Origin of the sequence: Liquorilactobacillus hordei DSM 19519 (genome assembly GCF_019443985.1) — a bacterium.
In the GTDB taxonomy this organism is placed as follows: Bacteria; Bacillota; Bacilli; order Lactobacillales; family Lactobacillaceae; genus Liquorilactobacillus; species Liquorilactobacillus hordei.
In genome coordinates, this window is sequence record NZ_CP049303.1 from 1,447,411 (window position 1) to 1,474,100 (window position 26,690).

At 32.1% G+C, this 26,690-nt stretch carries 28 protein-coding genes and 2 pseudogenes; 15 read left to right on the forward strand and 15 right to left on the reverse strand.

Features of this window, described 5'->3' with window-relative positions:
* Positions 1 to 45: 45 nt before the first annotated feature.
* A complete protein-coding gene (locus G6O70_RS08180) occupies positions 46 to 459 on the reverse strand; it encodes a hypothetical protein (RefSeq protein WP_233419149.1) in 414 nt (137 codons plus the stop codon).
* A 242-nt stretch (positions 460 to 701) separates the two neighbouring features.
* On the opposite strand from G6O70_RS08180, the gene G6O70_RS08185 reads away from it, so the two are divergent.
* The 5 genes from G6O70_RS08185 to G6O70_RS08205 all read left to right on the forward strand — a co-directional run bounded on the left by G6O70_RS08185 (position 702) and on the right by G6O70_RS08205 (position 4,678).
* Positions 702 to 1,901 (forward strand): aminotransferase-like domain-containing protein, encoded by a 1,200-nt coding sequence (locus G6O70_RS08185; protein WP_057869584.1) that lies wholly within the window; start codon positions 702 to 704, stop codon positions 1,899 to 1,901.
* A gap of 163 nt (positions 1,902 to 2,064) precedes the next feature.
* The gene (locus G6O70_RS08190) at positions 2,065 to 2,286 is read left to right on the forward strand and encodes a helix-turn-helix transcriptional regulator (protein WP_057869585.1); all 222 of its coding nucleotides are present in this window, start codon (positions 2,065 to 2,067) and stop codon (positions 2,284 to 2,286) included.
* A complete protein-coding gene (locus G6O70_RS08195; protein ID WP_057869586.1) occupies positions 2,273 to 2,671 on the forward strand; it encodes a hypothetical protein in 399 nt (132 codons plus the stop codon). Before G6O70_RS08190 ends, G6O70_RS08195 begins: the two co-directional genes overlap by 14 nt.
* Before the next feature lie 105 nt (positions 2,672 to 2,776).
* Positions 2,777 to 3,073, forward strand: a complete 297-nt coding sequence (locus tag G6O70_RS08200; RefSeq protein ID WP_057869587.1) for an ArsR/SmtB family transcription factor — start codon at positions 2,777 to 2,779, stop codon at positions 3,071 to 3,073.
* A gap of 243 nt (positions 3,074 to 3,316) precedes the next feature.
* Positions 3,317 to 4,678 (forward strand): MFS transporter, encoded by a 1,362-nt coding sequence (locus G6O70_RS08205; RefSeq protein WP_057869588.1) that lies wholly within the window; start codon positions 3,317 to 3,319, stop codon positions 4,676 to 4,678.
* Between the two features lie 151 nt (positions 4,679 to 4,829).
* On the opposite strand, the gene G6O70_RS08210 is transcribed toward G6O70_RS08205, so the two are convergent.
* A complete protein-coding gene (locus tag G6O70_RS08210) occupies positions 4,830 to 5,123 on the reverse strand; it encodes a YciI family protein (RefSeq protein ID WP_057869589.1) in 294 nt (97 codons plus the stop codon).
* A gap of 97 nt (positions 5,124 to 5,220) precedes the next feature.
* On the opposite strand from G6O70_RS08210, the gene G6O70_RS08215 reads away from it, so the two are divergent.
* From G6O70_RS08215 to G6O70_RS08230, 4 genes are all read left to right on the forward strand, one after another.
* Positions 5,221 to 5,781 carry a TetR/AcrR family transcriptional regulator gene (locus G6O70_RS08215; RefSeq protein WP_057869590.1) on the forward strand — a complete coding sequence of 187 codons (561 nt, stop codon included), beginning with the start codon at positions 5,221 to 5,223 and terminating at the stop codon, positions 5,779 to 5,781.
* 152 nt (positions 5,782 to 5,933) lie between these two features.
* Complete coding sequence (locus tag G6O70_RS08220) at positions 5,934 to 7,439, forward strand: ClC family H(+)/Cl(-) exchange transporter (RefSeq protein WP_233419150.1); 1,506 nt, start codon at positions 5,934 to 5,936, stop codon at positions 7,437 to 7,439.
* A 55-nt stretch (positions 7,440 to 7,494) separates the two neighbouring features.
* On the forward strand, positions 7,495 to 8,661 hold the full coding sequence (locus tag G6O70_RS08225; protein WP_057869591.1) for a cation:proton antiporter: 1,167 nt from the start codon (positions 7,495 to 7,497) through the stop codon (positions 8,659 to 8,661).
* Positions 8,662 to 8,751: 90 nt separating this feature from the next.
* Positions 8,752 to 9,162, forward strand: coding sequence for a DMT family transporter (locus tag G6O70_RS08230; RefSeq protein ID WP_057869592.1), 411 nt, complete (start codon positions 8,752 to 8,754; stop codon positions 9,160 to 9,162).
* Positions 9,163 to 9,358: 196 nt separating this feature from the next.
* Here G6O70_RS08230 and G6O70_RS08235 read toward each other — a convergent pair whose 3' ends face one another.
* Positions 9,359 to 9,838, reverse strand: a complete 480-nt coding sequence (locus G6O70_RS08235) for a MarR family winged helix-turn-helix transcriptional regulator (RefSeq protein ID WP_057869593.1) — start codon at positions 9,836 to 9,838, stop codon at positions 9,359 to 9,361.
* Positions 9,839 to 9,931: 93 nt separating this feature from the next.
* Between G6O70_RS08235 and G6O70_RS08240 the strand changes: the two genes are divergently transcribed.
* From G6O70_RS08240 to G6O70_RS12250, 5 genes and pseudogenes are all read left to right on the forward strand, one after another.
* A complete protein-coding gene (locus tag G6O70_RS08240; RefSeq protein ID WP_057869594.1) occupies positions 9,932 to 10,528 on the forward strand; it encodes an NAD(P)H-dependent oxidoreductase in 597 nt (198 codons plus the stop codon).
* A 234-nt stretch (positions 10,529 to 10,762) separates the two neighbouring features.
* Positions 10,763 to 11,107, forward strand: a pseudogene (locus G6O70_RS12455) (Type 1 glutamine amidotransferase-like domain-containing protein); the annotation flags it as partial.
* A gap of 434 nt (positions 11,108 to 11,541) precedes the next feature.
* Positions 11,542 to 11,700 (forward strand): hypothetical protein, encoded by a 159-nt coding sequence (locus G6O70_RS08250; RefSeq protein WP_157047955.1) that lies wholly within the window; start codon positions 11,542 to 11,544, stop codon positions 11,698 to 11,700.
* A 205-nt stretch (positions 11,701 to 11,905) separates the two neighbouring features.
* Positions 11,906 to 12,190 (forward strand): annotated as a pseudogene (locus tag G6O70_RS08255) (TetR-like C-terminal domain-containing protein); the annotation flags it as partial.
* Between the two features lie 428 nt (positions 12,191 to 12,618).
* The gene (locus G6O70_RS12250; RefSeq protein WP_083481916.1) at positions 12,619 to 13,266 is read left to right on the forward strand and encodes a nucleotidyltransferase family protein; all 648 of its coding nucleotides are present in this window, start codon (positions 12,619 to 12,621) and stop codon (positions 13,264 to 13,266) included.
* A 1,253-nt stretch (positions 13,267 to 14,519) separates the two neighbouring features.
* Here G6O70_RS12250 and G6O70_RS08265 read toward each other — a convergent pair.
* The 7 genes from G6O70_RS08265 to G6O70_RS08295 all read right to left on the reverse strand — a co-directional run bounded on the left by G6O70_RS08265 (position 14,520) and on the right by G6O70_RS08295 (position 19,271).
* Positions 14,520 to 14,747, reverse strand: coding sequence for an arginase family protein (locus G6O70_RS08265; protein WP_057869595.1), 228 nt, complete (start codon positions 14,745 to 14,747; stop codon positions 14,520 to 14,522).
* Positions 14,748 to 14,824: 77 nt separating this feature from the next.
* On the reverse strand, positions 14,825 to 15,673 hold the full coding sequence (locus G6O70_RS08270) for a metallophosphoesterase family protein (RefSeq protein ID WP_057869596.1): 849 nt from the start codon (positions 15,671 to 15,673) through the stop codon (positions 14,825 to 14,827).
* Between the two features lie 112 nt (positions 15,674 to 15,785).
* Complete coding sequence (lepB, locus tag G6O70_RS08275) at positions 15,786 to 16,376, reverse strand: signal peptidase I (protein ID WP_057869597.1); 591 nt, start codon at positions 16,374 to 16,376, stop codon at positions 15,786 to 15,788.
* 45 nt (positions 16,377 to 16,421) lie between these two features.
* On the reverse strand, positions 16,422 to 16,844 hold the full coding sequence (locus tag G6O70_RS08280) for a hypothetical protein (RefSeq protein ID WP_057869598.1): 423 nt from the start codon (positions 16,842 to 16,844) through the stop codon (positions 16,422 to 16,424).
* 116 nt (positions 16,845 to 16,960) lie between these two features.
* On the reverse strand, positions 16,961 to 17,794 hold the full coding sequence (locus tag G6O70_RS08285) for a TIM barrel protein (RefSeq protein ID WP_057869599.1): 834 nt from the start codon (positions 17,792 to 17,794) through the stop codon (positions 16,961 to 16,963).
* Positions 17,795 to 17,887: 93 nt separating this feature from the next.
* Positions 17,888 to 18,751, reverse strand: a complete 864-nt coding sequence (locus tag G6O70_RS08290; RefSeq protein WP_057869600.1) for a DegV family protein — start codon at positions 18,749 to 18,751, stop codon at positions 17,888 to 17,890.
* A 100-nt stretch (positions 18,752 to 18,851) separates the two neighbouring features.
* Positions 18,852 to 19,271: a MarR family winged helix-turn-helix transcriptional regulator gene (locus G6O70_RS08295; RefSeq protein ID WP_057869601.1), complete on the reverse strand. Its 420-nt coding sequence runs from the start codon at positions 19,269 to 19,271 to the stop codon at positions 18,852 to 18,854.
* A 194-nt stretch (positions 19,272 to 19,465) separates the two neighbouring features.
* Between G6O70_RS08295 and G6O70_RS08300 the strand changes: the two genes are divergently transcribed.
* Positions 19,466 to 21,163, forward strand: a complete 1,698-nt coding sequence (locus G6O70_RS08300) for an Rqc2 family fibronectin-binding protein (protein WP_057869602.1) — start codon at positions 19,466 to 19,468, stop codon at positions 21,161 to 21,163.
* A gap of 151 nt (positions 21,164 to 21,314) precedes the next feature.
* Here the strand turns inward: G6O70_RS08300 and G6O70_RS08305 are convergent, their stop codons facing one another.
* Genes G6O70_RS08305 through G6O70_RS08325 form a run of 5 tightly spaced genes read right to left on the reverse strand, consistent with a single transcriptional unit; the run spans position 21,315 to position 26,493 of the window.
* The gene (locus G6O70_RS08305; protein WP_057869603.1) at positions 21,315 to 22,034 is read right to left on the reverse strand and encodes an ABC transporter ATP-binding protein; all 720 of its coding nucleotides are present in this window, start codon (positions 22,032 to 22,034) and stop codon (positions 21,315 to 21,317) included.
* Positions 22,006 to 22,836, reverse strand: a complete 831-nt coding sequence (locus G6O70_RS08310; RefSeq protein WP_057869604.1) for an ABC transporter permease subunit — start codon at positions 22,834 to 22,836, stop codon at positions 22,006 to 22,008. Before G6O70_RS08310 ends, G6O70_RS08305 begins: the two co-directional genes overlap by 29 nt.
* Before the next feature lie 18 nt (positions 22,837 to 22,854).
* Positions 22,855 to 23,826, reverse strand: coding sequence for an aliphatic sulfonate ABC transporter substrate-binding protein (locus G6O70_RS08315; protein ID WP_083481917.1), 972 nt, complete (start codon positions 23,824 to 23,826; stop codon positions 22,855 to 22,857).
* Position 23,827: 1 nt separating this feature from the next.
* Positions 23,828 to 25,348: an AMP-binding protein gene (locus G6O70_RS08320; RefSeq protein WP_057869605.1), complete on the reverse strand. Its 1,521-nt coding sequence runs from the start codon at positions 25,346 to 25,348 to the stop codon at positions 23,828 to 23,830.
* Complete coding sequence (locus G6O70_RS08325) at positions 25,348 to 26,493, reverse strand: acyltransferase (protein ID WP_057869606.1); 1,146 nt, start codon at positions 26,491 to 26,493, stop codon at positions 25,348 to 25,350. Before G6O70_RS08325 ends, G6O70_RS08320 begins: the two co-directional genes overlap by 1 nt.
* Between the last annotated feature and the right edge of the window lie 197 nt (positions 26,494 to 26,690).

Below are 26,690 nucleotides of genomic sequence, written 5' to 3' on the forward strand. Positions count from 1 at the left end.
AACATGATTAGATTCGTAATTGAATAACCTGTTGCAGTAGCAAACTTATTTCGTTTTTGAACTATTCGGATATAAGATACTGTCCTTAAAAATTCCATTACCCCATATTTCGCGCTCAGTTAAGGTAGTTTCAATCAACTCAATTGGTTGGTTATTCACCAATATTATTGCGCAGGTATAGTCCTTAAAAGGAGTATACTTGGGCATGATAATTTCATTTTCTTTTAAAGCATGGTTAAGGTCATTGACCGTAAAAGCAACATGTGGCATAGTTTGGATTCTTTTATCCAAACTAGATTTAGGTCCAAAAGCATGAAGTTCTATTGGTAAACTCAGATTGTTTTCCATATCCAGAGAATACATGTCATAAAGTTCACTATATTTTGTATCAATGTTATCTTTGATTGTTTCCAGAGCTACAGGTTTTCCAATGTGATGAAATTTCATTTTAATTTCCAAGATATCTGCCTCGTATATAATAATAATAGTTAATATTATTATATCAAATATGCAGAATATAAAATAGAATGGAAAGACTCGGGGCAACTTATTAAGGTACTATTTATTCCAGTGATGAACTCTATTCATATTAATATGACAAAAATGAATTTTACTAATCATTTCTTTTGGGATATCATTAATTTGGTTGCAATTAAATTAATAGAAAATCTTTCTATTAATAAATCTAGAGGGGGTTACCCATGAATTATCATTTTTCAAGTCGTGTACCAAAAACAGATATTGACCCAGTTGGAAACATTTTAAAAGTCGTTGAAAGTCCAGACATTATTTCATTTGCCGGTGGACTGCCTGCCCCAGAATTATTTCCAGTGAAACAGATTGCTCAAGCAACAGCTAAGGTTTTAAATGAATGTGGGCAAGTTGCACTTCAATATGGTTCTTCACAGGGAATCCCAGAACTCAGAAAAATTATTGCAGAGCGAGTGAAATTAGAGGGTATTGATACAAGCCCTGACCATATCATGGTAGCCACTGGTTCACAACAAACACTTGATTTAACCGGAAAGATATTTATAGATCCTGGTGATACAGTTATTGTTGAAAGTCCAACATATTTGTGTGCCGTAGATGTTTTTAAATCTTATGGTGCTAATTTTGTCGGTATTGACATGGATGATGATGGCATGCGAATGGATCATCTGGAACAGGCATTAAGTGAACATCCTGAAACTAAATTAATTTATACAATTCCAAATTTTCAAAATCCAACTGGACGTACAATGTCTCTAGATCGTCGAAAAAAATTATCAGTATTAGCTGATAAATACGATGTTATGGTACTTGAAGATAATCCATACGGAGCAGTTCGCTTTGCGGGTGAAAACGTCCCATCAGTTAAATCACTAGATTCAACTGGTCATGTAATTTACATGGGAACCTTTTCTAAAATTTTGGCCCCGGGTATGCGCTTAGGCTGGATTGTTGCTGATGAATCACTGATAAATAAATACAAGATGATGAAGCAATCAGCGGATTTACATACAGATAGTTTATCACAGTACATTATTGCTAAATATTGTGAGTTATTTGATATCGACGAGCACATTAAATTAATTTCTAGTCTTTATCAAAAACGAGAACAATTGATGATGGCAGCCATTCAAAAATACTTTCCTAAGAATGCAAAATGCAGCTATCCAGAAGGAGGGATGTTTATCTGGGTAGAAATTCCAGAAATTAAAGACACTCAAGCTCTATTTGATTTAGCAATTAAACAACGAGTGGCCTTTGTTCCAGGAGAGCCTTTCTACAGTGAACATCCAAAACCAGGAACTTTTCGTTTAAATTATTCCAATATGTCGGAAGATAAAATTGAAGAGGGTATCAAGCGATTGGGCAAGGTAATCCAAACGGCCTTGTTAGCTCAAGAAGTTTATTAATTAATAAATAAAGTTAAATTAAACCTACTGTTAGAATTATTGAACAGTGGGTTTTTGTTTAGCGGAATATAATTTAAGGGGTTGGGGGTAAAACAAATATTTATTTCTTCTTTACTTCACTACTTAGGTAATATATATATTACCTAAGAAGGTGCTAGCATCTATGTTTAAAAATAAGGTAAAAGTATTCAGAGTTGAAGCAGGTTTGTCTCAAAAAGAGCTTTCTTCTTCTGTAGGCGTTACGCGTCAGACAATGAGTCTGATTGAAAAAGGTGAGTACAATCCATCAATCAGTCTTTGTCTAAGAATTTGTTACAAACTTGATAAAAAACTGAATGAAGTTTTTTGGGTAAATAAGGAGGAATTTGAACGTGAAGAAGGTTAAAGATGAAAGGCTCAAAGGACAGTTAATAAAGAATTGCAAAATAGCATTCATAATTGAAATTTCCTTTATTCTTATAGTTTTAGTGTACGAATCTTTTAAGAATTACGGAGAAATAATCAATTTTCAGAATCCTTTGTGGGTTAGTTTCATGATTGGTGTAATTTCTCTTTCAATCCTGTCCCAAAAGGTGACCGCTGCAGTTGAAGACAAACCAAAGATCTCGAAAAAAAGATTGTTAATTTATTTTCTCCTAGAGTTTCTAGCATTCAGTCTGCTATTTATATTAATAATTCCTAAATATATTTGGCTTTCTGTCATTTGTGGTGGGATAGTCGCATTAATTACTTCAAGGATTTTTATTTATAATAACCACTATAGATATTAAGTCGAATAATTTTTAGTTATGGAGTATATGGAATAACAATACAAAAAATTAATTTATTTGACTATATAACTTGTAAATCAATTAATATTCAAATACAATAGTTGTATGATTATTGAACTGAACCAAAAACAAATGGATGAAATGCGAATTAAAATTTTTAAAGCTTTAGCTGATCCAACTAGAATTGAAATACTTAGGTATTTAAAAAAAGTAAATCGTGAAATTACTTGTGGCGAAATAGGAAAGGTTGTAAAAATGAGCAAATCTGCGGGATCTTATCATTTTAAATTATTAAGAGAAGCAGGTTTGATAAACTCTCGCAAGGAATCAAGAGAGAAATATGTTTCGTTAAACGAGAATACCTTTGTCAAATATATCAATAACTTTTTAGAATCTTTATAATACAATCATTTTACCAAATACCAACTGTTATCAATAAAATATTATTGATAACAGTTTTTTTGTCTAATTAAAAAAGCGACTTGACATTAATTAAATAATATATTAAGTTGTATTAATAGTTCAAAAGTATTTGTACTATTAAACTTTACTGCTAAGAAAATTGTATTAAAGATTACTCTATTCTTAGGCGTAAATCGATTATTTAAATTAATAAAATAGCTAAAATTAAGGAGATGTATCAAAATGAACAAAACAAATTCAACTTGGGTACTAGTATTAACATCTTTAGGATTTTTTATGTCAATGATGGACTCAATGATTGTTACAACGGCTTCAACTGCTATTAGAAACGACTTTAATATTACGGTTAATCAATTACAGTGGGCACTGAATGCATATAATGTCACAATAGCAGCAGTATTACTTCTAGGTGTTTCTTTTGGTGATTACTTTGGACACCGAAGAGTATATAATTTTGGTATTTTAGTATTTGTGATTGGCTCTATACTATGTGCATTATCTACTAATATTAATTTTCTGATTTTTTCAAGAATTATCGAAGGAATAGGAGCTTCAGTTATAACACCAATGTCTATGGCGATTCTAACATCAGCTTTAGCACCTGAAGAAAGAGGTAAGGCATTAGGAATTTGGAGTGGTATTGGTGGTCTTGCATTGATTATCGGTCCTGCACTAGGTGGGTTTATTGTTGCTAAGCTAGTATGGCAATGGATTTTTTGGATAAATGTCCCAATCGGATTAGTTGCTATCTATTTGTCACAAAAGAAATTGCCTGAATCTAAGAAAGATACAGTATTTGTCAGTATTGCTGATGCAATCTTAATTATTCTCTCATCAGCTGGCATTATCTGGACTCTGTCTGAAAGTAAAACCTTACATGTGCAGATACAGGTATTATTCATAGGCATTATAAGCATCATCATGGGTATTATCTTTATCTTACATCAAAAAAATGAAGCGGAACCAATGGTCCCATTGAAATTTTTTAAATCAAATTCCTTCAATGGCGGAAACATTTCGACATTTTTGTTATATGCTTCAATGTATGGTTTTGTTTTTTTCTTACCGCAATATTTTCAATTTGTTAATCATTCAAGTGCACTTGTATCAGGTCTAAAACTACTACCATGGACTGGGACATTGGTCTTGGTCGCACCATTTGCAGGAAATGCAGTTGATAAATTTGGAGAACGTATCATTTCAATTATTGGTCTATTATTACAGGGCATTGGTTATATTTGGATTGCAATCTATTTCAGGGTAGGTACTTCTTATTTATTAATTATTATTCCGTTAGTCTTAGCAGGTACTGGACTTTCAATGGCAGGGCCAGCCTTGCAAAAATCTGTTGTTGGGTCCGTTAAAAGGGACGAGATTGGTAAAGCATCTGGAATTTATAATATGTTTAGATTATTTGGTGGAGCAGTGGGAGTGATGGTGGCCGTAATGATTTTTAATGCTGTGGGCAATTCATTATCTGTTGTTGGCTTCTCAAAGGGATTTGAGGCAGCAATGCTAGGTTCCGGACTTCTTTCCCTATTAGGAATTATCTTCTCATTGTTGATACCAAATAAAGTTGGATAAGTATATTCTCTAATTAAAATAAGCTTTTAATTATGTAGATTAATTTTTAGAAGATAAATAAGTTGCCTGTAATGTAGTTAAGTTTAAATAAAAAGATCACTTCCATGTATATTTAAGAAGTGATTTTTTCAGTTTATGAATTAGCTAATTCTCATATTTTATTAATTAGTTGTTCGAACGTATTATTAAACTTTGTTGGTTGAAATTCAATAACATCATAATTAGCTATTCCATTTTTATAAAAGGGGTCATTATAATAAATATTTTTAGCTTCCTCTAAATTATCCGCATTACAGAGAATAACACCTCCTGTGCGCGGATTTTTTCTTCCAGAAAAAATAAACTTTCCTTCCTTGTAAAACTTGTCAAGGTACTCATTATGATTATCCAAAAATTTTTCAACTTCTGTCAAAGGTTTTTTATAAGTTAGAATAAAGAAAAACAAAGCACTCACTCCTAGGATTATTATATTTTAGATGAACTTGTTCACTGAACTCGTTCAGTGTATAATATAAATAAAATAATGTCAAAAGAGGATTCGTATGAAACGAGCTCAGCAAAAAATTCAAACCCGAAAAAATTTATTTCAAGCCGCAATTGAATTATTTAATTGCACTGGTGTCGAAAAAACAAAAATTTCAGATATTGCTAAGAAAGCAGATGTATCCACTGGAACTTTTTATGTTCATTTCAAATCAAAAGAAGAAATTATTAGTGCTATTTATTATGAAGATTTCAATAATTATATGTGTAATAAAATTCAGGAAGTTATACAACTTAATTTGGATTGGAAAAAAACACTTTTAAAAATTGGAATTTTTGAATTGGATTTTACAAAAAAAGTTGGCCTTGAAGTAACCACAATTGCTTTTGTAGCAAATCTTCAAGCAAACATGAGTACGCCTGGGAATCATTCAAAAAAAAGAATATTTTCAAATGAAATTAAAAAAATCACGGATAGGTTTAGTAATAATAATCTTGCTTATCAAGAATTTGAATCTATCATTCGTGGAGTTATGCTTACTTGGTGTTTTAGCAATGGGAAAATTGACATTATTAAATTGGGGAATAGTTTATTGGAAAAATATATGAACAATCTATAAAAAAGTAGATAAAAGGCGTGGTAACTCCCTGTAATCTAATCTTATTTCTCGAAATACAGAAACTTGAGGAAATACCCATATTTATTAACAAATTTTGATGTACAATAAAATTATATTTTATAAAATTCATTGCCGTATTGAGGGTTTGTTAGATGACAAGACTTATCGCAGTAAAAAGAGGTTTACTTGTTGGGTTGTTTGTTGGCATTATAATAAGTTTCTTTCGTTTTACAATTAACAATCTTTTAGTTATATGGAAACAACTATATCATTTTGCTGGAACTAGCATTTCAGGACTGATTTTAATCATTATATTTTTTATAATATTAACTTTTATAATCGGTCAGTTTATTAAGTTCAATCCACATATAATGGGTTCTGGTATTCCTGAGGTTGAACTGCAATTAATTGATAGATTGAAGTTGAATCCTATTTCAATTCTGGTATCAAAATTCATTGCAGGTTCTTTATCTATAGGTACCGGCGGTTTTCTGGGGCGTGAAGGTCCATCTGTTCAATTAGGTGCAGCTGTCGGACAAATTTATGCTGAAAAATTTAGACTAACTGACAATGATTGGCGCTTACTTGTTGCAACTGGAGCTGCTTCTGGTTTGTCAGCCGCTTTTGGGGCTCCTTTAGCTGGCACAATGTTTGTTCTTGAAGAAATATCACATAGCTTTTCTTCCATACTCTGGATAGAAGCCCTAAGCGGAAGCCTAATTTCAGATATGGTCGCTGATCAATTCTTTGGATTAAAACCTGTACTGTATATTCATTATGAGAATAGTTTCCCATTAAGGTATTACTGGCTTCTTTTAATTTTAGGATTAATTCTAGGTATCTTAGGGTATTTCTATCAAAAAGCAACTCTAAATATAAATTTTCTTTATAATTTTCTTGGACGAATTCCGAGAGAGAATCAAATTATCGTTATGTTAATGTCAATTCTTCCTATAGGAATTTTTTACCCTCAATTATTGGGAGGCGGGGAAAACTTAATTAAAGTTTTGTCTACAACTAAAATCAGTTTATCAGTTGGGATAGCTTTTCTTTTAATTCGCTTCATTTTTTCTGCAATTTCCTTTGGTTCTGGGGCACCTGGTGGAATATTTATGCCAATATTGACTTTAGGTGCATTAATTGGTTTAATTGCCGGAAAATTAATGATTATGTGTAATCTAATTTCAGCATTATATTTGCCAAATATTATAATTTTTTCATTAGCTGGATATTTTGCTTGTATCAGTAAGGCACCCTTTACAGCAGTGATTTTAATAACAGAAATGGTTGGTTCACTATCTCATCTTTTACCATTAGCCTTCGTTTCATTAGTTGCCTATTTAATGGTCGATATTTTGGGAGGGGCACCAATTTATGAATCACTTTCCAAGAGAATTGATTTAAAACATGAATTAAAACATATCGATTCAAGACTTGTAAGTTTTGAATTTCTTGTATCTCCACTTGGTGAGTTAAATAATAAAGAAGTCAGAGAAATTATATGGCCACAAAACGTGATTTTGATTAAAGTATTACGCAATAATTCTGAACTTCTTGCGAAGGGTGATTTAATACTAAAGCCAAAAGATAGGTTAATTTTGTTAGCTCCTGTGGAAGATATAGCAGAAATAAAACATGAGCTTTCAGTTTTAAACTAGTAAGACTATCTGTATAATAATTTGTTAGAGAGGCTATTAGATTGGAGTGCATTGTATGTCATTTATTGGTTCCCTAGTTATTATTTTATTATTTACTACTCTTGCTGGACATTTAACCGCAAGAGTCGGAATTCCTGCGGTTTTAGGCCAACTGTTGATTGGTATAATAATTGGTCCTGGTGTTTTAAACATTATTCATCCAACAGATCTCATTGAACAATTTGCTGAAATAGGTGTAATCTTACTTATGTTTATGGCTGGTATAGAAAGCGACATGCAGCAACTTAAAAAATATTTTAAACCTGCTCTAGCGGTCGCGTTGTCGGGTGTTTTACTGCCTGTAATTGTAATGGGTACAGCTAGTTTTTGCTTTGGGTATCATTTTCAAGAAGCATTATTCATTGGCGTTGTTTTCTCCGCTACTTCTGTCAGCATTTCTGTAGTTGTACTACGAGAGTTTAAAGCATTAAACAGTAAAGAAGGGGCAACTGTTCTAGGAGCAGCAGTTGCTGATGATATTCTAGGTGTTTTATTATTAAGTTTAATGATAGCTATTGTGGGCAGTAATAGTGGAACTGGTGGCCAAGAAAGTCCCAATAATATTTTATTACAGTTAGTTTTGCAAGGTCTATTTTTTGCAGGCGTTTTCCTTCTTGTTCGTTGGATTGCCCCAAGTATCATGTATTTAAGTACTAAATTACTAATTCCAACCAGTCGAACTATTTCAGCAATGATTATCTGCTTGTCAATGGCTTACATAGCTGAAGTAGTTGGTCTATCTGGTGCAATTGGAGCTTTTTTTGCAGGGATTGCTGTCGGGCAAACACCTACTAAAAAAATTGTTAATACTAATATCGAACCAATTAGTAATGCAATTTTTGTACCTGTATTCTTTGTTAGCATTGGGTTAAGTGTTTCATTTAATAATTTTCTTGTTTCACTGCCTTTCATTGTTATTATGACTATTCTTGCTATCCTAACTAAGTGGTTAGGTGGTGAAATGGGTTCGCTAATAGCAGGTTTTGATAGAGATAGTGGTCGGGTGATTGGAACAGGCATGATTGCCCGTGGTGAAATGGCCTTAATCACGGCTCAAATTGGCTTCAATGCACATTTACTTGATAAGAATCTGTATATTGATATTATTTTTGTAATAGTGATTGCAACATTATTAGCACCTTTACTGTTACGCTGGTCATTGAGAAAGTTAGCTAAGATATAGTGTGTAGATTATGAAAAGTTTTTAAAAGTTCCCACAAAGTGAACGAGAATACTTTGATTTTGGGAGCTATTTTAATTTAAGAAGGGAACTATGAAATTGAAAAAATGGCAAGCTAATTTAATTTTACTTTTAACTGCAATTATTTGGGGAAGTAGCTATATTTTGATTAAAATGGCTCTTAAGGGGAATATGCCTTCAGGTGTAATCAACACCTTGCGAGGAGCAATATTTGCGAGGTTAATTTATATATTTTTTAGAAAAAGATTACATAAATTAACAAAGAAGGATCTAAGAATAGGTGTTTTAGCTTCTTTCGAGGGACAAACATTACAAGTAATTGGTCAAAAGTATACTGATGCTACTTCATCAGGGATTATTTTAATGACTGAATCATTATTTGGCAAGTTTATTTTCAGTTACCCTTGGTTTCGAAGAATTAAGCTACAATTTGTTAATTGGAGGAACCTTAATAATTGTCTCTATATTGGTCATGGAAATTAATATCAGGCAACTCGTCTTTCAAAAAAATGGCGTAACTTTAGGAAAGACTAATGCTCACTTTAGTCTCATCGTCTAAAAGATGGTTGCGGGTAATAATAATGTAAAATTATTCTGAAAAGTTGTCAAAATTAATTCATTATTAGACGGTCAGATACTCATAAAATATTAGCCCAACCGTAAGAACTTTTTTCGATTGTTACTTTTCACGTAACTCATTAATTTCCTTTAACATTTCTGCAAATCTTGCAAGTTCTTTATTACTAAATCTTGTGCCTATTTTATTTAGTTTCTGATTCTCTGTTTTATGATACTGCACATGTAAAATAGTCAAAGTTTGACCAGATTCAGTTAATTTTAAATACACATCTTTTTTATTATCGGTGTGGTGATATTTTTTTACCAATCTCTTTTTTACTAACCGATTAACTATTTTTGAAACTGTTCCTTGAGGGAAGTAGACAGTTTCAACTAGCTCTTTTATTCTAATTTCTGAATGAGCTGCTATCAGATTTAAAATGTCTAAATCAGTCACAGAAACATCAGAGATTACTTCACTTAAGGCTATTTCAGTAGCATGTTTTAATAAATGTTCATGAACTTTCTTTGTATTATCAAATGCTAAATATCGATGTAATTCATTATCAATCTGCTTTAATAGTGGGTTTAATTCCGACATATATATTCCTCCGAATATAAATTGATAGTTTTTTCTTTTACTGTTATTATCATTATATTCCAAGGAATATAAAAATGTAAAGAAGGAATTAATATGCATGTAGTAATTGTACTTGACCATCCGTATACTTTGAAATCAAGTGAAAATATCCCACATAAAAGATCATACTCAGCAGCGCTTACCAAAAATTCCGTTGATATCTTAAAAGCACATAATCATACTGTTGATCTTATAGATTTACAAGCAGACCATTTTAATCCTGTTATAGATAAGCAGGGGTTAACAAATTGGCGTACTAAAGAATATGTAGATGAACAAAGTCAAAATTATCTATTACGATTGAAAAAAGTGGATGAAATAATTTTTACCTTTCCTGTTTGGTGGGAAGTAATGCCTGCCATGTTAAAAGGCTTTATTGATAAAGTCTTTTGTAAGGGTCAGATAATAAAAATTGATGGACAACGCCAAATTTTAAGTTTAGATACAAAAATTAGAATTTTAACAGTTATGGGTACGCCTCGTTTTATTTATAAACTACATTATCGAAATCCACTTGAAAACATGCTTAAAAGGGGAGTATTCGGAAAAATGGGTCTAAAAAATTTTAAAATAGCTTACTTCAACGCTGAAGATCAATCTGAAGTAAAAAGAGCTAACAACCTAAAAAATATTGGCAAATATATTCTTTAGGTTGTTAGCTTACTATTTTAAGGCCAGTCATTGTAGTGGTTAAGTGTTAGAATTGGTGAACAACGGTACTTTAAAAATTGTACTAAAGTCACGTAAAAAAGAATTTTTGGTCTTGGTCAAACATTCGCATGTTTTGATGTGTTAGACTGATTATTGGGAGATACTATTCAATGACTTATGCATACAATTTATCGGTTTGGTAATCAGCAAAATTGAAGTTCGTTACCTTCAGCAGGTAATGTAGAAAATTATACAGGATATATTGATGATGGGATAAAATTATTAGAAAAGTTAGGTTATACACTAAATATTTTTGATATATCCACTGAGAGTCAAAAGAAATGTTATCAGGAAATAGCAAATGCAAAAATTATATGTATTTCAGGTGGAAATACTTTTTATTTACTTCAAGAAATTAAAAAGAAAAATCTTGTTCCATTACTAAAAGAAAAACTTAATAATGATTGCCTATATATTGGTGAATCTGCTGGAGGAATAATTCTAGCGGAAGACATTGAATATAATAAAATCATGGATAGCACTTCTTTAGCACCTGAATTAAAAGACTACAGTGGTTAATGATATTGTTCGTGGTACTTATTTCCTATGTATTTTTCAAGGTAACTAGTAAAATTGAGAATTAACCCAGCTATAATTTCAAAAAAATGGTGAGTATTTATAAAAGTCAAAGATGGTTAAAAGTTGCTTAAAATGATAAAAATAGAGAAAAAAGTAATTTTTCTTTTTTAAAAGAAAACGCTTGCATTTTTTCAGATATATGGTATATTATTGGTGTAGGGGATTATGGCGGATGCTGTAATCAAAGTTTCATCAAAAGAAACAAGTACTCTGATGAAGCAAAAATAGCTGCCGCAAGGTGGTTAGAAAAGAGGCCAGAGTTTGAAAATCCCTTATAATAGGCAGTCCAGTAGTTAATTGATAAAGTTGCTGATGATTTTAAAGTGATTTAAAGTTGTTGCTACGGAATTGGTTAAATTAAAAGAAAAAGTGATGTGTCAGAAGCAGAAACTTTATCTTACTGGGCTGTTTTAATTTGCTTATTAATAATTTACATGGAGCCAAGTCAAAAGTTGAGTTTTGACTTGGCTTTTTTTGGCTCTTTGTCAACCGCTGTTGATGAGAAATTTTTATTGCGGATCATCAAGGATTAGATAATGTTACTTTAAAAAATATCACGAGTGAACTACATGTTAAATCTCCATCGTTGTATAATCATATTAAAAACTTTGATGATATACTCTTACGAGCAGCGGATAAATCGTTAAATAACCTATATGATATGAGTCTCTTATAAAATCTATTATTGGATTGGAAAAAGACCAAGCATTATTGGCCTTGTGAAATGAATATAGGAAATTTTTTAAATCATATTCTGGACAATATTCATTAATACAGAGAGTAAATTTTTGGAATAAAAATAAGTTTTCTACATCTAAATCAGACAAAATTCTTAAATTATTAGAAAAAATTTTATCTAGATATGATATTAAAAACACAGAGGTTATAGACTTCATTAGGGTTTGGAGAAGCTATATGCATGGATTTCTACTTTTAGAAACTAACAATGGTTTTGGTCTAGAATTAGACGTTGATGAGTCTTTTATATATGGATTAGAAATTCTTATTACATTACAAAATTAAGATATTAAAAATTCAGTCAATGTCTGCGACTTAGTTTTCATCTATATGGGTATGTCGCTTTTTTTCGCCTGATAAAAAAAGCCAAGAAAAAAGTGGAAAATTTATCCTGCCTGATCATTTTTTCTAGGAGATGTCTCAACTTTAAAGTTTGTCACTGATCCGAAAAAATTATCCTTTGAAAGAACTAAAACTCCTTTGAAAGAACTAAAACGTAGTTACAAAATCAGGTTATGCCAACTTTAAAAGCTTTCAAGATAATTGATGGCACCTTAGAAACAAGAGGAGAGCGAAACAATGATGGTACAAGCAAGTTTAGGTGAACGACATAAAAAATGATTTCAAATGTACTTCAACTAGAAACTATAGATTAATCAGTAAAAAGATTTAAAATATGAATTAATAACACTAAATGATGAGGTAAAATTAATATGAAGGTTTTTGGAAGCAAAAATATTGGTGTAAATTATTTTGTTCGCAAGGGGGCCTACGCGGTAATTTTTAAAAACCAAAATGAAATAGGTTTAATTAGAACACATGAACAGCAATATTTTCTTCCTGGAGGTGGTATTGAAAAAGGTGAAACTGCTGAAGATGCTTTAATTAGAGAAATGTTAGAAGAAACTGGTTACTCTATAAAAAATAATTATCCTTTTTGTCATGCTCAAAGATACTTTATGTCTACATTGCCCGTTAAACGACCAATGTTAAGTGATGGCTATTTCTTTATCTCACAACTTGATCAAAAAATTCAAAAACCAACGGAAAAGGACAACTATTTTGAATGGATCAATATCAAAGAGTGTGAGAAACTTCTATTTCATGTTCATCAATTTAATTCTGTAACAGATGCAATAGCCCATTTTGTTGAAACTCCAACATGTATCGATGTTTTTTTAGATGATGGAGATAAATTACAACTTATTGAACCTTTTGGAACAGAGGACTTGGTAAAATTGAATGTTCGGCCGATACCTCTTTTTAAACAAGATGGTGAACATTTGAATGTTTACAAAAAACGAATAAAAAGTAAAAACTGGAAAGCAAAATGGTCAAAACTGAGCATATTCCTTGAATAAACAGAAAGGTAGTATTTTCAGTTTCACAATAAACTAACAAACATATCCATCATTTAGCATGATTTACTTGCCTTTTTATTTGGGCGCTAGAAAAGCGGAAATCTCATTGAGTTGATAAAATTCTAAGCATATCATCGAATGCGATTCCTGGTATTTCTGAATCTAATACATAAATATCAGTGGGGGAGTGTTAAATAAAAAAGGGCTGATGAATTAAAAACTGAGAAGAAAAAGGGGAAAAAAGACAACTTTTCCGTCCTCTCATCATTTCATTCGCTTAAGTACTCAATTTGAGGGACGAACGGAAAGCAATACGGACTGTGTTCTTACCAAAAAAGGTTTATAAGCAAGTCTTTGTGATGCTTCGTAAACGGATAATTCATCATTATATTGTTTTAAAAGTCGAATCACAAACTGAAAAAAATATTTGCAGGTCTTATATCAATTTAAATAATGACATTAACATGCTGAGAGATGTATTAAGAATAAAAATTGCACGAAATTGATCGAGCATTTGGCTATAAACGAAATTTAAGATAGTTTAAAAAGACTAACAAATACTGATTTAAAGCTCATTTAAACAGAAATAATTAATCAAATCGCAGCAAGTTTTATACACGTAAACCAGTTAAATTCATTGAATAAATCGCTAAATTAATGGTTTTAGGTATGAAAATCAAAAATAAGTCGTCAAAATTCACTCAATAAAACTGGTTATTTTTGCTGATTATAATTTTCAACAACTATTTTTTTCAAATCTTTGCACCCTTTTTTGATTTTTATTTTCTTTTTCAAATTTATTTTTACTTCTTTTTATACTCTAAAACATTGTTTTAACAGCCTTTTAAGACATGTATAAAAAGAAGAGGGGGTCTAGACTAAAATTTGCTCTTAACAATTTCAAATTTTAGTCTAGTTTACATAATATATATTATCGAAAGTAGTTTGCGTAAGTTTTGTTACCGTCTCTGTTAAATTCTATAATTTGTAGTGAAAATGAAATTATTAAAAAACAATATTATTTAGAAACCATATACTTTACAAATCATTTCATTTCGTATGTTGTTATTATGGCATACAAAAAACTTTCAACTAGTCAAACGTTGCTTAATCTATATCATCAATATCAACCTTGACATCTTTATTCGCATCAATCTCTATTAGGCTAACATCTTTTAAAGCATTGCTTTTTTCGACTAACTTTTGCTCCATACTTTTTGATTTTCTACTTGCTGTAACTTCCTTATTAAGTTTTATTGTTTATCATTGTTAAACAAATTTAATGCGTTGAGAGTTTGCTTTAACTTGATGATATCCCAAGGTAAAAATTCAGCGACTGTAACACCAACAATTTCACTCACTTTCTGGATACTTGCAAAATAGTCTGTTACTTGAGCCAATGTCAATTTACCATGACTTGATGGAAAGACTGTTTGGTGTGGTTCAGCAAAATATTGTAAACGAAAATCATCTGGACTCAAAGAATCTAAATCAAAATGAATTGCTATTTTTGAAAAATTATTATCAATTATCCATTTTTCAACTTATACTAATTATTTTATTTCAATTTCTCCAAAAATCCTTTCAAAACTTCAATATAGTTATTTTGTTGATTGAACTTTGAAAGTACCTCTAAATCATGCGTATGAGTAATTCCTGTCTCAAGTAATTCTTGATATAATTCATAATATGGCAAATTATTATTCTTAGCGAATGTTAATTCTTTTTCTGTATCATACGCAACATGTCTGAATTCTAAATTTACAAAACCTATTTCATCTATCTCTAAAATAGCATATTGTGCTCTTCTATCTTGTAAAAACTTATTATGTGTTGAAAAGGGTTGTCCAATTGTTCCTGGATTAATTATTAATTGGCTTTTTTCGCTATACCGTAATAATTGTGAATGAATATGACCGTAGACTGCAATATCAACATCTTCCGAAGAAAATAACTCGTTAAAGTTTTCTTGCTTAGCATTCATCATAAGTGCAGCACCATAGTTTTTGGTAGGTAAATTATGCGAAATACTAATTAAAAGATTAGCTACTTTTTTCTGACTATGTAATTTGAACTCCTTAATTCTTTTTATATAGTCGTGATTGATATTATCATAAATATACTTACTTAAAATTCCAACATACACATCTGATGGATCATTTAAATCAACATTTGTTTCTGGATCAAGAACTTCTAACAAACAATCGTCCCAATTGCCACGAATATAAAGCGTTGTATTATTTTCATCAAGCATTTCAAATAATTTTTCACATCCTGAGCCTGGCATGATCAAGTCACCTAAAAACCAACATTCATCTACATTATTCTTTTTTGCATCCGCTAAAACAGCCGCTAACGCCGTTTGATTTCCATGAACATCTGAAAGAAGAGCTATTTTATGTGTCATTTTTCCTCCATAATAATAATCTTAGTTTTAATAACTTACATACAGATAAAAAAGGCTGAACCAAAAAATAAGATTCAGCCTTTTTATCTGTATAACACTGGATTTCAAAAAATTAATTATTTGAGTATGAATTCACCAAGGCTTTTTTCGAATTCCAGAAAGGCACTTTTACAACACCATCAATTTTACCCTTAGGAACGAATCCATAATAACGACTATCATTAGAATCTTTACGATTATCTCCCAAAACGAAGTATTTACCTTTAGGTACTGTGAAAGAATTCCCCGTCCCTAGCTTAACCCCTGTTGCCTCTTTCAAAATAAGCGTCAATGTACCAGCAGTTCTTTGTGACTTTGTAATATAACTTTGTGACATTTTCTTACCATTCACATATAGTTGGCCATTGTTTCTATACTCGATGGTATCCCCAGGTATACCAATTACGCGCTTAACATACTTAGTTGATTTTGTTATAGCTTGATTGTTTTTATCAACTCCATATGCATTGAAAACAATAACTGTATTATGCTTGATTTTAGATTGTTTGAGCAACATTACACGTTCATCATTTTGCAATGTTGGATACATCGAAGTCCCATCAACCTTCACAATTCCAAACCAAAACTGTTTCACAATAAGTGCAATCAACAAACCGATAGCAATTGGTAATATCCAACTAAATATTTCCTTGACAATCTTCAACTTTTTAATCTCCTTAAAGTTATTAGTTTAAAAATATTCAATTAATTATTTGATGCCATGATTTTGTGACAACAAATGCCTACCATTAGTCAGCGTATTTCTTTTTAAAGACCAAATATAATAGACAAAAATACCACAGAAAAATAACTCATAGAGACTAAACCAGATATTTCTTACATAAAGAAATGGCATGAACATCGCAACACAATTCAAAAATAACTTGAAAATAAAGTTGCCTTTCATAAAATAAACCATATTACTGATCGCAGCTAGTACCCCAAATATTACTAGCAAGATTGTCAAAATAATTATAATTGAAAAAATGTTAGTACTGTTAGCTACCTTTTCTGCATTTACAGAAGAGTATCCTTTGTGAAGATAGAATTTAACTAGTAGTCTAAAGTAAGCATCATTTAGAACATACAAAAAGCCAAGTCCCCCAACAGTTACATTCAAAAACTTATTCAAATACTCATCCTCCCTCAAACGAATAAATTAAATATTAGCCAGTATATTGCTTACCATCTAAAATTATATACGTTGAGTAAGTAAATGAAAGAAAAGTATTCTTTTTTAAATCAATTTTAAGCTCTTTTATTAAGTTCATTGTAAATGTCTACTAAATAGCGGTAACTTTCAATTTGTTCCTTCGCATCATTCTCATCAGATAATTTAATTTCAAATATATTTGAAGCTTTCTCATTCAAGAGTGGCACAACAGTTTTCCAATCAATTTTACCTTTACCAAGTTGTAAACTATCATGTGTCACCCCCATTGAATCCACTAAATGGTAGTGTACTACATTGTGTTTAAGTCGCTTTAAACTAGCACACAACTCATTGTTATTCGCTTTAACCTTGATAAAACAATGACTAATGTCAAAAGCCAGACGATAATTTCGATCTAAAATGAACTGATCTTCATCTTCAAAACCATAATAAAACAAGCGCGATATTGAGTTTTCAAACATGATATGTGCTTGCCCCAATTTCGAGAATTTATCAAGTTTTTGATAAACGATATTTCTTGCTTCTGAAAATGAAGGATATAAACTAATCATCTGTTCAGTGTGTCTTGAATATGAACCGTGTAAAAGAGTCTGAAGATCATAATCAAAGGATAGCTGCAACAACTGACTTGTACTGAATTCAATAAAATAATTCAGTTCCTTAAAATGGCTTTTTGGTGCAACTAACTCTGTAAATTCGCCCTTATATCTCATAGGGTGATGCAAGATTATATGTGCAACACCTTGGTCTTTTACCTGTAATATAGCATCTGTCAGCCTTTTCATACCTTCTGTTGTAAAATCATTTTCATCAGTAAAGAATTCAAAAACATTTGGTTGATAACTTAATCGATTTTCAAATTGTTCGCGTTGAGAACTAGCCTTAAGACCTAAATCAATTTTTTTCATAAACAACACCTCCTTGATGAAAAATTTTTCAGAAAAAAAAGCTGATAAACTAAAAGTTTCAGCTAATTTCTCAATTATAATAGCATTATCCAATTATTTATCAATATCTTTCATCCATGCTAAGGCAATTGCTTTTTCTCCGAGATGAGTTCCAATTACAGGACCGAAATAACTTAAATCAATCTGACAATCGGGATACTTTTGCACGAGTTCTTGTTTCCAAGCCTCTGCAGCCTCTAGATCATTTGCATGAATAACAATTAACCTGAGAGGATAAGCAACTTTTTCTTTATCCTCTTCAAAAATATTCTCGGCTCGTTTGAGTGCTTTTTTCATGGAACGAACTTTGTCAAAAGCGACAATTTTATGTGAGTCGTCATCAAAGGTCAGTAACGGTTTGATCTTCAGTACACTTCCAATAAATGCAGAAGCATTTGACAGACGCCCTCCACGTACTAAGTTCTGTAAATCATCAACAATAAAACATTCGTTCATTGTTCCTCTAAGATTCTCTAATTCAGCAAAGATATTTTCAACATTAGCACCAGCTTCTGCCATTCTAGCCGCCTTCAGAACCAGATTTCCCATCAGCATGACAGTAATTTGTGAATCGAAAGGATAGACCTTGACTCCCTTAATCTCATTTGCTAAGTTTTTCAGAGTCTGATAAAAACCAGAAATTGTTGAGGCTAAGTGTATGCTGATAACAGTGTCATAACCTTGCGTTCCTAAATTCTCATAGAATGTAATCAATTCACCAATAGCAGGTTGAGAGGTACTAGGAAATGTTTCAGATTTCTTAAGTTTTTCATAGAATTCTTCTGTGGAAATATCTACCCCTTCCTTATACACTTCATTATCAATAATGACCGGAAGTGGAATTATATGAATGTTATTATCCGCAATTTGTTTATCTGTTAAATATGCGGTACTGTCAGTTACAACAGCGATTTTCATAGATGTACACCTACTTCTTTGCTTTTTGTTATACCATGCTATCATAACACATAAAAAAAAACGCGACTACTAATTACCTGAAACAAGAAAATCAGTTCAGCTACATTCGCTCCATACTCTTACTTAGTCTGTTAAGAAGAATTTGTAATAGATTTTGTTCCTCCTCAGACCAATGCGAGAAAAGTTGGTACCTGTACTGAGCAATATCTTTTTTCATATCAGTTACAGCAGTCAACCCATTCTTTGTACTTGTATACGCGAAGAAACGCCGTCCTTGCTGATTTTCTTTTGATTCTTTGGTAATAAACTCCTTTGAAAGCAACTTAGCCAATTGCCTACTTAATGTGGAAACATTAAGTTGCGTTAATTTTGCTAATCTTTCCTGTGTTGAGATTCCATCGACAATTTTTAGAAGTAATTGCCACTCTGCAAGTGTAAGTCCATTTTTTTGTGATAAGGCAACAAGCTTCTCTCTATATTGACGTTGAAGATCAATGAGACTGTCCAAACAGCTTTTCAAAAGAATCCCTCCCAGTAAAAATTTAATATGCATTATGCAAATTACAATAATCATTATGAATTAGTCGGCTAATAATAGCAAGCACAAACCACTAATCCTCCCAGTTGATAATAAAAAAACAATTTTTGCGCTTTATGTAGTTAAACGGTACAATTAAGTACAATAAAAACTAGTTATGAAAGCGAGTTGTCAGCATGCCTTTTGATGGATTATTCACCCATGCGATGATTGCCGAATTAAAAAATAAAATTTTAGGTGGACGTGTAACAAAAATATCGCAGCCTTTCCCTAATGAAGTTATCTTAACTGTTAGGTCGCAACGCCAAAACCAACCACTTTTATTATCGGCACATCCTAATTACGCACGTATTCAAATTACGCAAATTCCCTATAACAATCCCCCTGTCCCAACTAACTTTACAATGACACTTAGAAAGTATCTTGAGAATGCAAAGTTAACTAACATCAGCCAACTAGACAATGATCGTGTTGCTTACTTTAGTTTTGCTACGCGCAATGAGTTAGGTGATGAACTACCTTTGTTATTAAGCATTGAGATTATGGGTCGTTATAGTAATGTGCTTTTGATTAATCAAAATGAAAATAAAATTATCGACACTATCAAACATATTGGACCAAGCCAAAATCGATTTAGAACCTTACTTCCAGGTGCAACGTATATTCAACCACCAAAACAAGATTTATTAAATCCTTTTGGAAGTGATTCCCAAAAATATTTAGAGCTTGTACAGCAATTCCCCAATCGTGAAATTCTTGCTAATCAATTGCAAAAAAACTATCAGGGAATCGCAACTGAGCATGCCTTATATATAGCTGATCGATTACATGATACTGGTGAAATATCTGATAATTGGAAGAATGTTTTGAAACAAGCCGATCGGCCCACCCCATCGATTGTTACGGGAAGTAAACCTTTCTTTACTTTCTTTAAGTATGATGACTTAAAGTCAGAAAATACTGAATCTTTAAGTATTTTGTTAGATACATTCTATCAAAAAAAAGCAACTAGTGATCGTGTCCAGCAACAAGGGTCGCAGTTATTTCATGTTATCAAAGTCAATCTGCAGAAAAATCGTAAAAAATTAAAGAAACTACAACAAACAATGAATTCAACGCAAAAAGCTGATACTTTTAGAGTCAAAGGTGAATTACTAACCACCTATCTTTATCAAGTAAAGCGTGGAATGAAAGAAATCGAATTACCCAACTACTATGATAACGAAAAAATTGTTAAAATAAGTCTTTCAAATCAACTTTCTCCTTCTCAAAATGCACAAAAGTATTTTAAGAAATATCAAAAATTGAAAAATGCGGTTGATTATGTAACAAATCAGATAAAAATAACAAAAGCTGAAATAAATTATCTGGAAGAAATTGAAACTCAACTTGAGTTAGCTGATCCGCAAGATTTACCTGACATTAAAGTAGAACTGCAACAAGAAGGATACTTACACGCACAGAAACAAAATAAAAGTGGTAAGGTTAGGAAAAATAAACTTGGTCAACCAGATACCTTTTATTCTAGTGAAAATGTAAAAATATCAGTCGGTAAAAATAATTTGCAAAATGATCGTTTAACTTTGAAGATGGCCCAGAAAAAAGATATTTGGCTTCACGCGAAGAATATTCATGGATCCCACGTGATAATTCATGATAGTCAACCAAGTGAACAAACGCTCCTTGAAGCAGCTGAATTAGCAGCCTACTATTCCAAAGCACGTTCATCTGGAAATGTTCCCGTTGATTTTGTTACAGTCAAGAATATTCGCAAACCTAATGGTGCAAAACCGGGATTTGTAATTTACGAAGGTCAACAAACGCTTTATGTCACTCCTGATGAAGAGAAAATTAAAAAAATGAAAAAAGGATAATTAGCTAAACTTCAAAGAGAGAATGTAATTATGTAATACTGATGCGCGTTTATACGAAATAAATAGAGAGTCTAGATCAAAAGTTAAAATTTTGATTTAGACTCTCTATTATTTTTTATCGCAATTAAATGTATGCACTCAGTCAAAACACTTAATCTAATATTTCAGTCAGAATTTCTTCTGAGATCTCAACTTCTTTTTCCTTATCATCAATACTTTCTTTACCGCGATATGGATTTTCAACAATTCGCCAAATAGTTCCATTTTTAATTACAGCAATTCGATCTGCCATTCTTACAGCTTCATTAATGTCATGAGTCACTAGAAAAGTTGTAATCGCTTTTTCCTGACAAACCTTTCTAATTAAATCTTGCATTTTAGTTCTAGTTAATGCATCCAGTGCTCCTAATGGTTCATCCAAAAGAAGAAGACGTGGGTGCGACATCAAGGCACGTGCTAAAGCCACACGCTGTCTTTGTCCTCCAGATAATTGGGTAGGAAACTGTTTAGCATATTGGCCTAATTCTACTTGTTCCAATAATTGGTTAGCTTCACCAATTGCCTGCTTACCCTTCTTATCCAACAAAACATTGTCCATAACATTCATCCATGGAAGTAAACGGTCTTCTTGAAACATTACTCGCGCTTCTTTATTTAAACCGTGAATCTCATTACCATCTTGAATAATAGAACCAGCAGAAGTTTCTTCTAAACCTGCTAGCATCCGCAGTAGCGTACTTTTACCGCCACCACTCATCCCGACTAATGCAATAAATTCACCTTCATTAATGATTAAGTTAGCATTACTCAAAATAGTACTATCACCATATATTTTACCAACTTTATTTATCTCTAGAAGTTTCTGAGGCATCTGCACTCCTCCTTTCAATTGTGCGCCATTCTAAGAAGATGTCTTCCAAGTTTTTAGCAATAAAATCCGATAATTTGCCTAATAAAGCGTAGATTAAAATACATAGGACAATTGTTTTCATATCCATAAACTGCTCTGCGTTTGTCGACATATACCCAATTCCTGAGCTTGCCGAAATTGTCTCAGAAACAATCAGTGTCGTCCACATTACACCAAGCGCATATCTCACACCCATTAAAATAGTTGGAAGTGCTCCAGGAAAGATCACTTTGATGAATAAATCCTTTTTACTTAATTCATAAGACTTACCCATCTGAATCAACTTCGGATCAACGGATGTAATTCCATGATAAGTATTGATATACATTGGAAAAAGACAACCTAGTGCAACCAACGATATTTTGGCAGACTCGCCAATTCCTAACCATAAAATGATTAATGGAATTAATGCCAAATGAGGAATATTACGTAACATTTGAATAGTACTATCAAAAAGCAACCGTGCTGTATGTGAAACCCCGTTGATAAAGCCTAATACAAATCCTAATCCGCCACCAATCAGTAAACCAGCTGTTGCACGATAAAGACTGATACTCATATTTTCTTGGAGTTCGCCCTTTTTAAAAAGCTTAATACCATTCGTTACAACATCAATTGGAGATGGTAACAAAGTTTCATTAACCCATGAAAGATTACAAGCAATTTGCCAAAAAACGACTAAAAATACTGGAATTAACCACGGTAACGATTTTTTGAACTTTATTGAAAAATGATAATTTACATTTGTTTCAATATTTTCCATAATTATTCTCCTTATTAGTTACTTAAGATACTGCACATACTTAGAAATATTAACTTTCTTCGTAATAATATTGTTATCATAAAATACATTAGCAATTTCTTGTTCTTCTTTTACAACGCTCTTTGTCATTACATGCATTGAGAAAGTTCTGCGGTTAACCGTTCTGCTGACAACCTTCTTTGAAAGTTTCAAATCTGCACTCATTTTCTTAATCAACTTAGAATGATTTTTGTTAGCCCACTTCATATCCTGTTCAGTATATTTAATAATTAACTTGCTTAGTGTTTTGTTCTTGCTTGCATACGTTGTTGGTGAAACAATAAAACTTCGGTTAAGAGCCTTTGTGGTCGTACCATCAACAAGCAATTTCGAATTTTCAGTTATTTCAACTTGTGCTACGCTTGGATCCCAGTTGGCCCAAGCATCAACCTTACCTTTAGAATATGCGACACTGGCAGCATCCGAATCTAAGTTGACCCACGTGATGTCATCATTGCTTAAACCAGCCACCTTAAGTGCCCTTAAAAGCATATACTGTGAACTCGTTCCTTTAGTGTACGCAACTTTTTTACCTTTTAAATCTGCCAAAGATTTTATTGTAGAGTTTTTATGAACCAAAATCCCACTACCCTTGGCCTTTGTACCACCAGCTGCTACATAAGTTAACTTAGTACCGGATGCCAGCGCTGATACTGGGGGGGTATCCCCTACACGGGCATAATCAACATTACCTGAAGCGAGTGCCTGCATCATTGCAGCGCCGTTTTGGAATTCCTTAAATTTAACATTATATCCCTTGGCCTTCATTTTTTTAACAAATTTGCCTCTGATTTTAGAGATATAAAATTCATCTCCTGCTTGATAACCAACTACAACATTTTTTAAACTAGAACTTCCTGCATCTTCTCTTGTCAGATGCCACCCATAAACGGCAACGCCACACCAAAATAATAAAAGCACTACTATAAAACTTTTTTTAAGATTTTTCATACTATTTCACGGACCTCTTTTCTTGTAATATCTCTGCCAATTTTGGTCTTAGTATCTTGCGTGTTGCATTCAATGGAAATTCATTTAAAAAGAAAATCTCAGTTGGTCTACGATACTTAGCAAGATGGGTTGCCGCATAATCAATAATTCGTTGCCGATGTTCTGCTTGATTTTCAGAATCCTTTGTATCATCAATTACTGCTGCTGCAACAACTTCACCATATAAATCATCGGGTAATCCTACAACTGCTACTTGTTTAATAAAATCAAGATTTCCTAAAACATCTTCAACAACTGAGGGACTTACCTTTTCACCACCATGATTAATAACATCCTTGCTGCGCCCCTCTAACCATAAGTAACCTTCTTCATCAAAATAACCTAAGTCACCTGTTAAGAACCAACCGTCTTTAAAAGAATCCGGATGTGGATCAAGATAAGTTGTAATTACATGATCACCACGAATTGCAATTTCACCATGAACTCCTGGTGCATCAGTAAAGTCATCTCCACTTATAATTGCCACGTCTGTATGATAAGGCATACCAACAGACCCAATCTTGATATTATCTAGTGGATTTAAAGTACACTGACTGCAAGATTCCGTCATCCCATAACCTTCAAGTAATGGTACACCAAATTTTTTTACAAACTTTTTATGCCGACTAACTGGGAGCATTGCAGAAGCACATCTAACAAAACGTAATTTGTGATTTGGAACAAATTGAGCTAATGCTTTCTCATTTTTCAACAAAATAGAAACAATTGTTGGAACAACTGATGACCACGTAACGTCATTTTCCATAACTTGTTGCCAGAAATGACTGGCACTGAACTTTGGTGCAATTACAAGCCTGCCGTCTGATAAAAGTGTTGAGACAACAATTAGTTCTTGTGCATTAATATGAAACATTGGCATTATGATTAAGACAGTGTCATCCTCATTTAAGCGATGACTTTCTAAATCATAGTGTGCTGCTTTTAACATAATTTCGTGAGTCAAACCCACTTTTTTTGGTTTTCCAGTAGTTCCAGATGTATTTAGTATCCAACCATAAGATTGTTCATTAGGTACCATTTCTTTATCACAGATACTCAAATCATTTCTTGTTAAAATAACTAAGTTATCAAAAGTATGCAATTGAACTGTATTTTTATCTAACTCGGTAAAATTACTGAAAACTTCTGCACGGCTGGCATTGAAAATAATGGCTGCATAGTGATTCTCACGAAAGTCTTTAACAAGTTCTACATCAGAAGTGCTTTCTGAAACAGGATGAGCTGTAACACCAAGGCGCCATAATGCTTGATTGATTGGAATATAAGCGGCTGAATTTTCAAGACACATGAATGCAATATCTCCACTTCCCATATTTGCAGCTGAAAAAATTTTTTGAAGCTTGGTTATATCTTCTTCAATCTGCTTTCCAGTAAACCACTTATTCATTCGTTCATCTTTTAAAAATTCACGATTACTATTCTTTTTTAAATGTTGCGCAAGTTCTGCCGTTAATTTTGTCATTATTTATTCCTCCTAAACTTTTGTGGGCGTCCAATCAATATTCCAAATGGTGGTACTTTATAAAGAATGAATGACACCAGCCAAGAAGTTGCTAAAACAATCAGGTAACCTACTGGTAAAAGCAAGAACAATACCCATTCATTTAAGTACCCCTTGATATTTAGCAAAATATATGCCAGCAGTGTTAATCCAATTGTTTGAGTTAGATAGACTCCAAAAGATAATTTTGAAGATAAAGAAACAAATTTTGCGAATTTATCCCATTTTGGTTCTGTTCTGTGACTTGCATATGAGAGGCTTAGGCACCAAACCGTGCAAATCATAAGTGAAGCATAAATCATCAAGTAAGGTTGATGTACTAATTCTGTATAGTGTTGATCGAGCTTGAGAATATACCAGTTAACATAAAAGAGTACAAGTGTTCCTAATGCCAGTAAGGCAGTTAGGCTATATACTATCTTGCGATACTTTAAAATAAACGTCTTAGCTTCCTCGTAATGAATCGAAACAACACCACCTGCGATGAAATAGAACTGATAAGATAAAACAAAATTCCCATAATATTTCAGTAAGTATGGCCAATTATCATGATTCATCTCCGGATAGATATATTTTGTCCAGATTAAGAAGAATAATTGAATTAATGCACTGATTGAGAAGATCAAAAGATGATAGCAACTTAATTTTTTAAATAACTTAATTAATAACGGAAAAATCAGATAAAGCTGAAATGTAACTAGAATATAGTACATGTAAAATTGATTACCATGAATCAAGGCAGAGTACCAATCAGTTAACCAACTATGAAAATTCAAAACATCTCCTGCCTCAACAGCAACAAATATCAAGAAAAAACCATTCCAAAACAGATATGGAACTCCGCCACCCTTGTACCGTTTGTACCAAAATGTCAGATAATTCACTTGATCTTTTTTATAATACTGTAGGAATAATACTAAACCAGTGACAAACATGAATCCCATTCTTGTGAAATGCAGCATCAGATGCGTCATTAATAACACTAACTGAGGGACTGAGTTGGTCGATAAACTAGCAATAAATGATGATGTTACATGATTTGCCAGTACCCCAAAAATGAAAATACATCTCATTAAATCAACCTCATATAAATACTTCTTCTTCATCCAAAAACCCCTATACTATATTTTTACAACAAATTTATTACCTTTCTTATTTTTAAAATAAGTAAAAAATAAATTCTCTATTGCCCATGTAATTAATTTAAAATATTATTTTGACAGCCCTATGCCTAATATATGAATAATTTGTGAAAAAAGAATAATAAAATAACTTAACCTCTATTATTTGTGAATTATAAAAA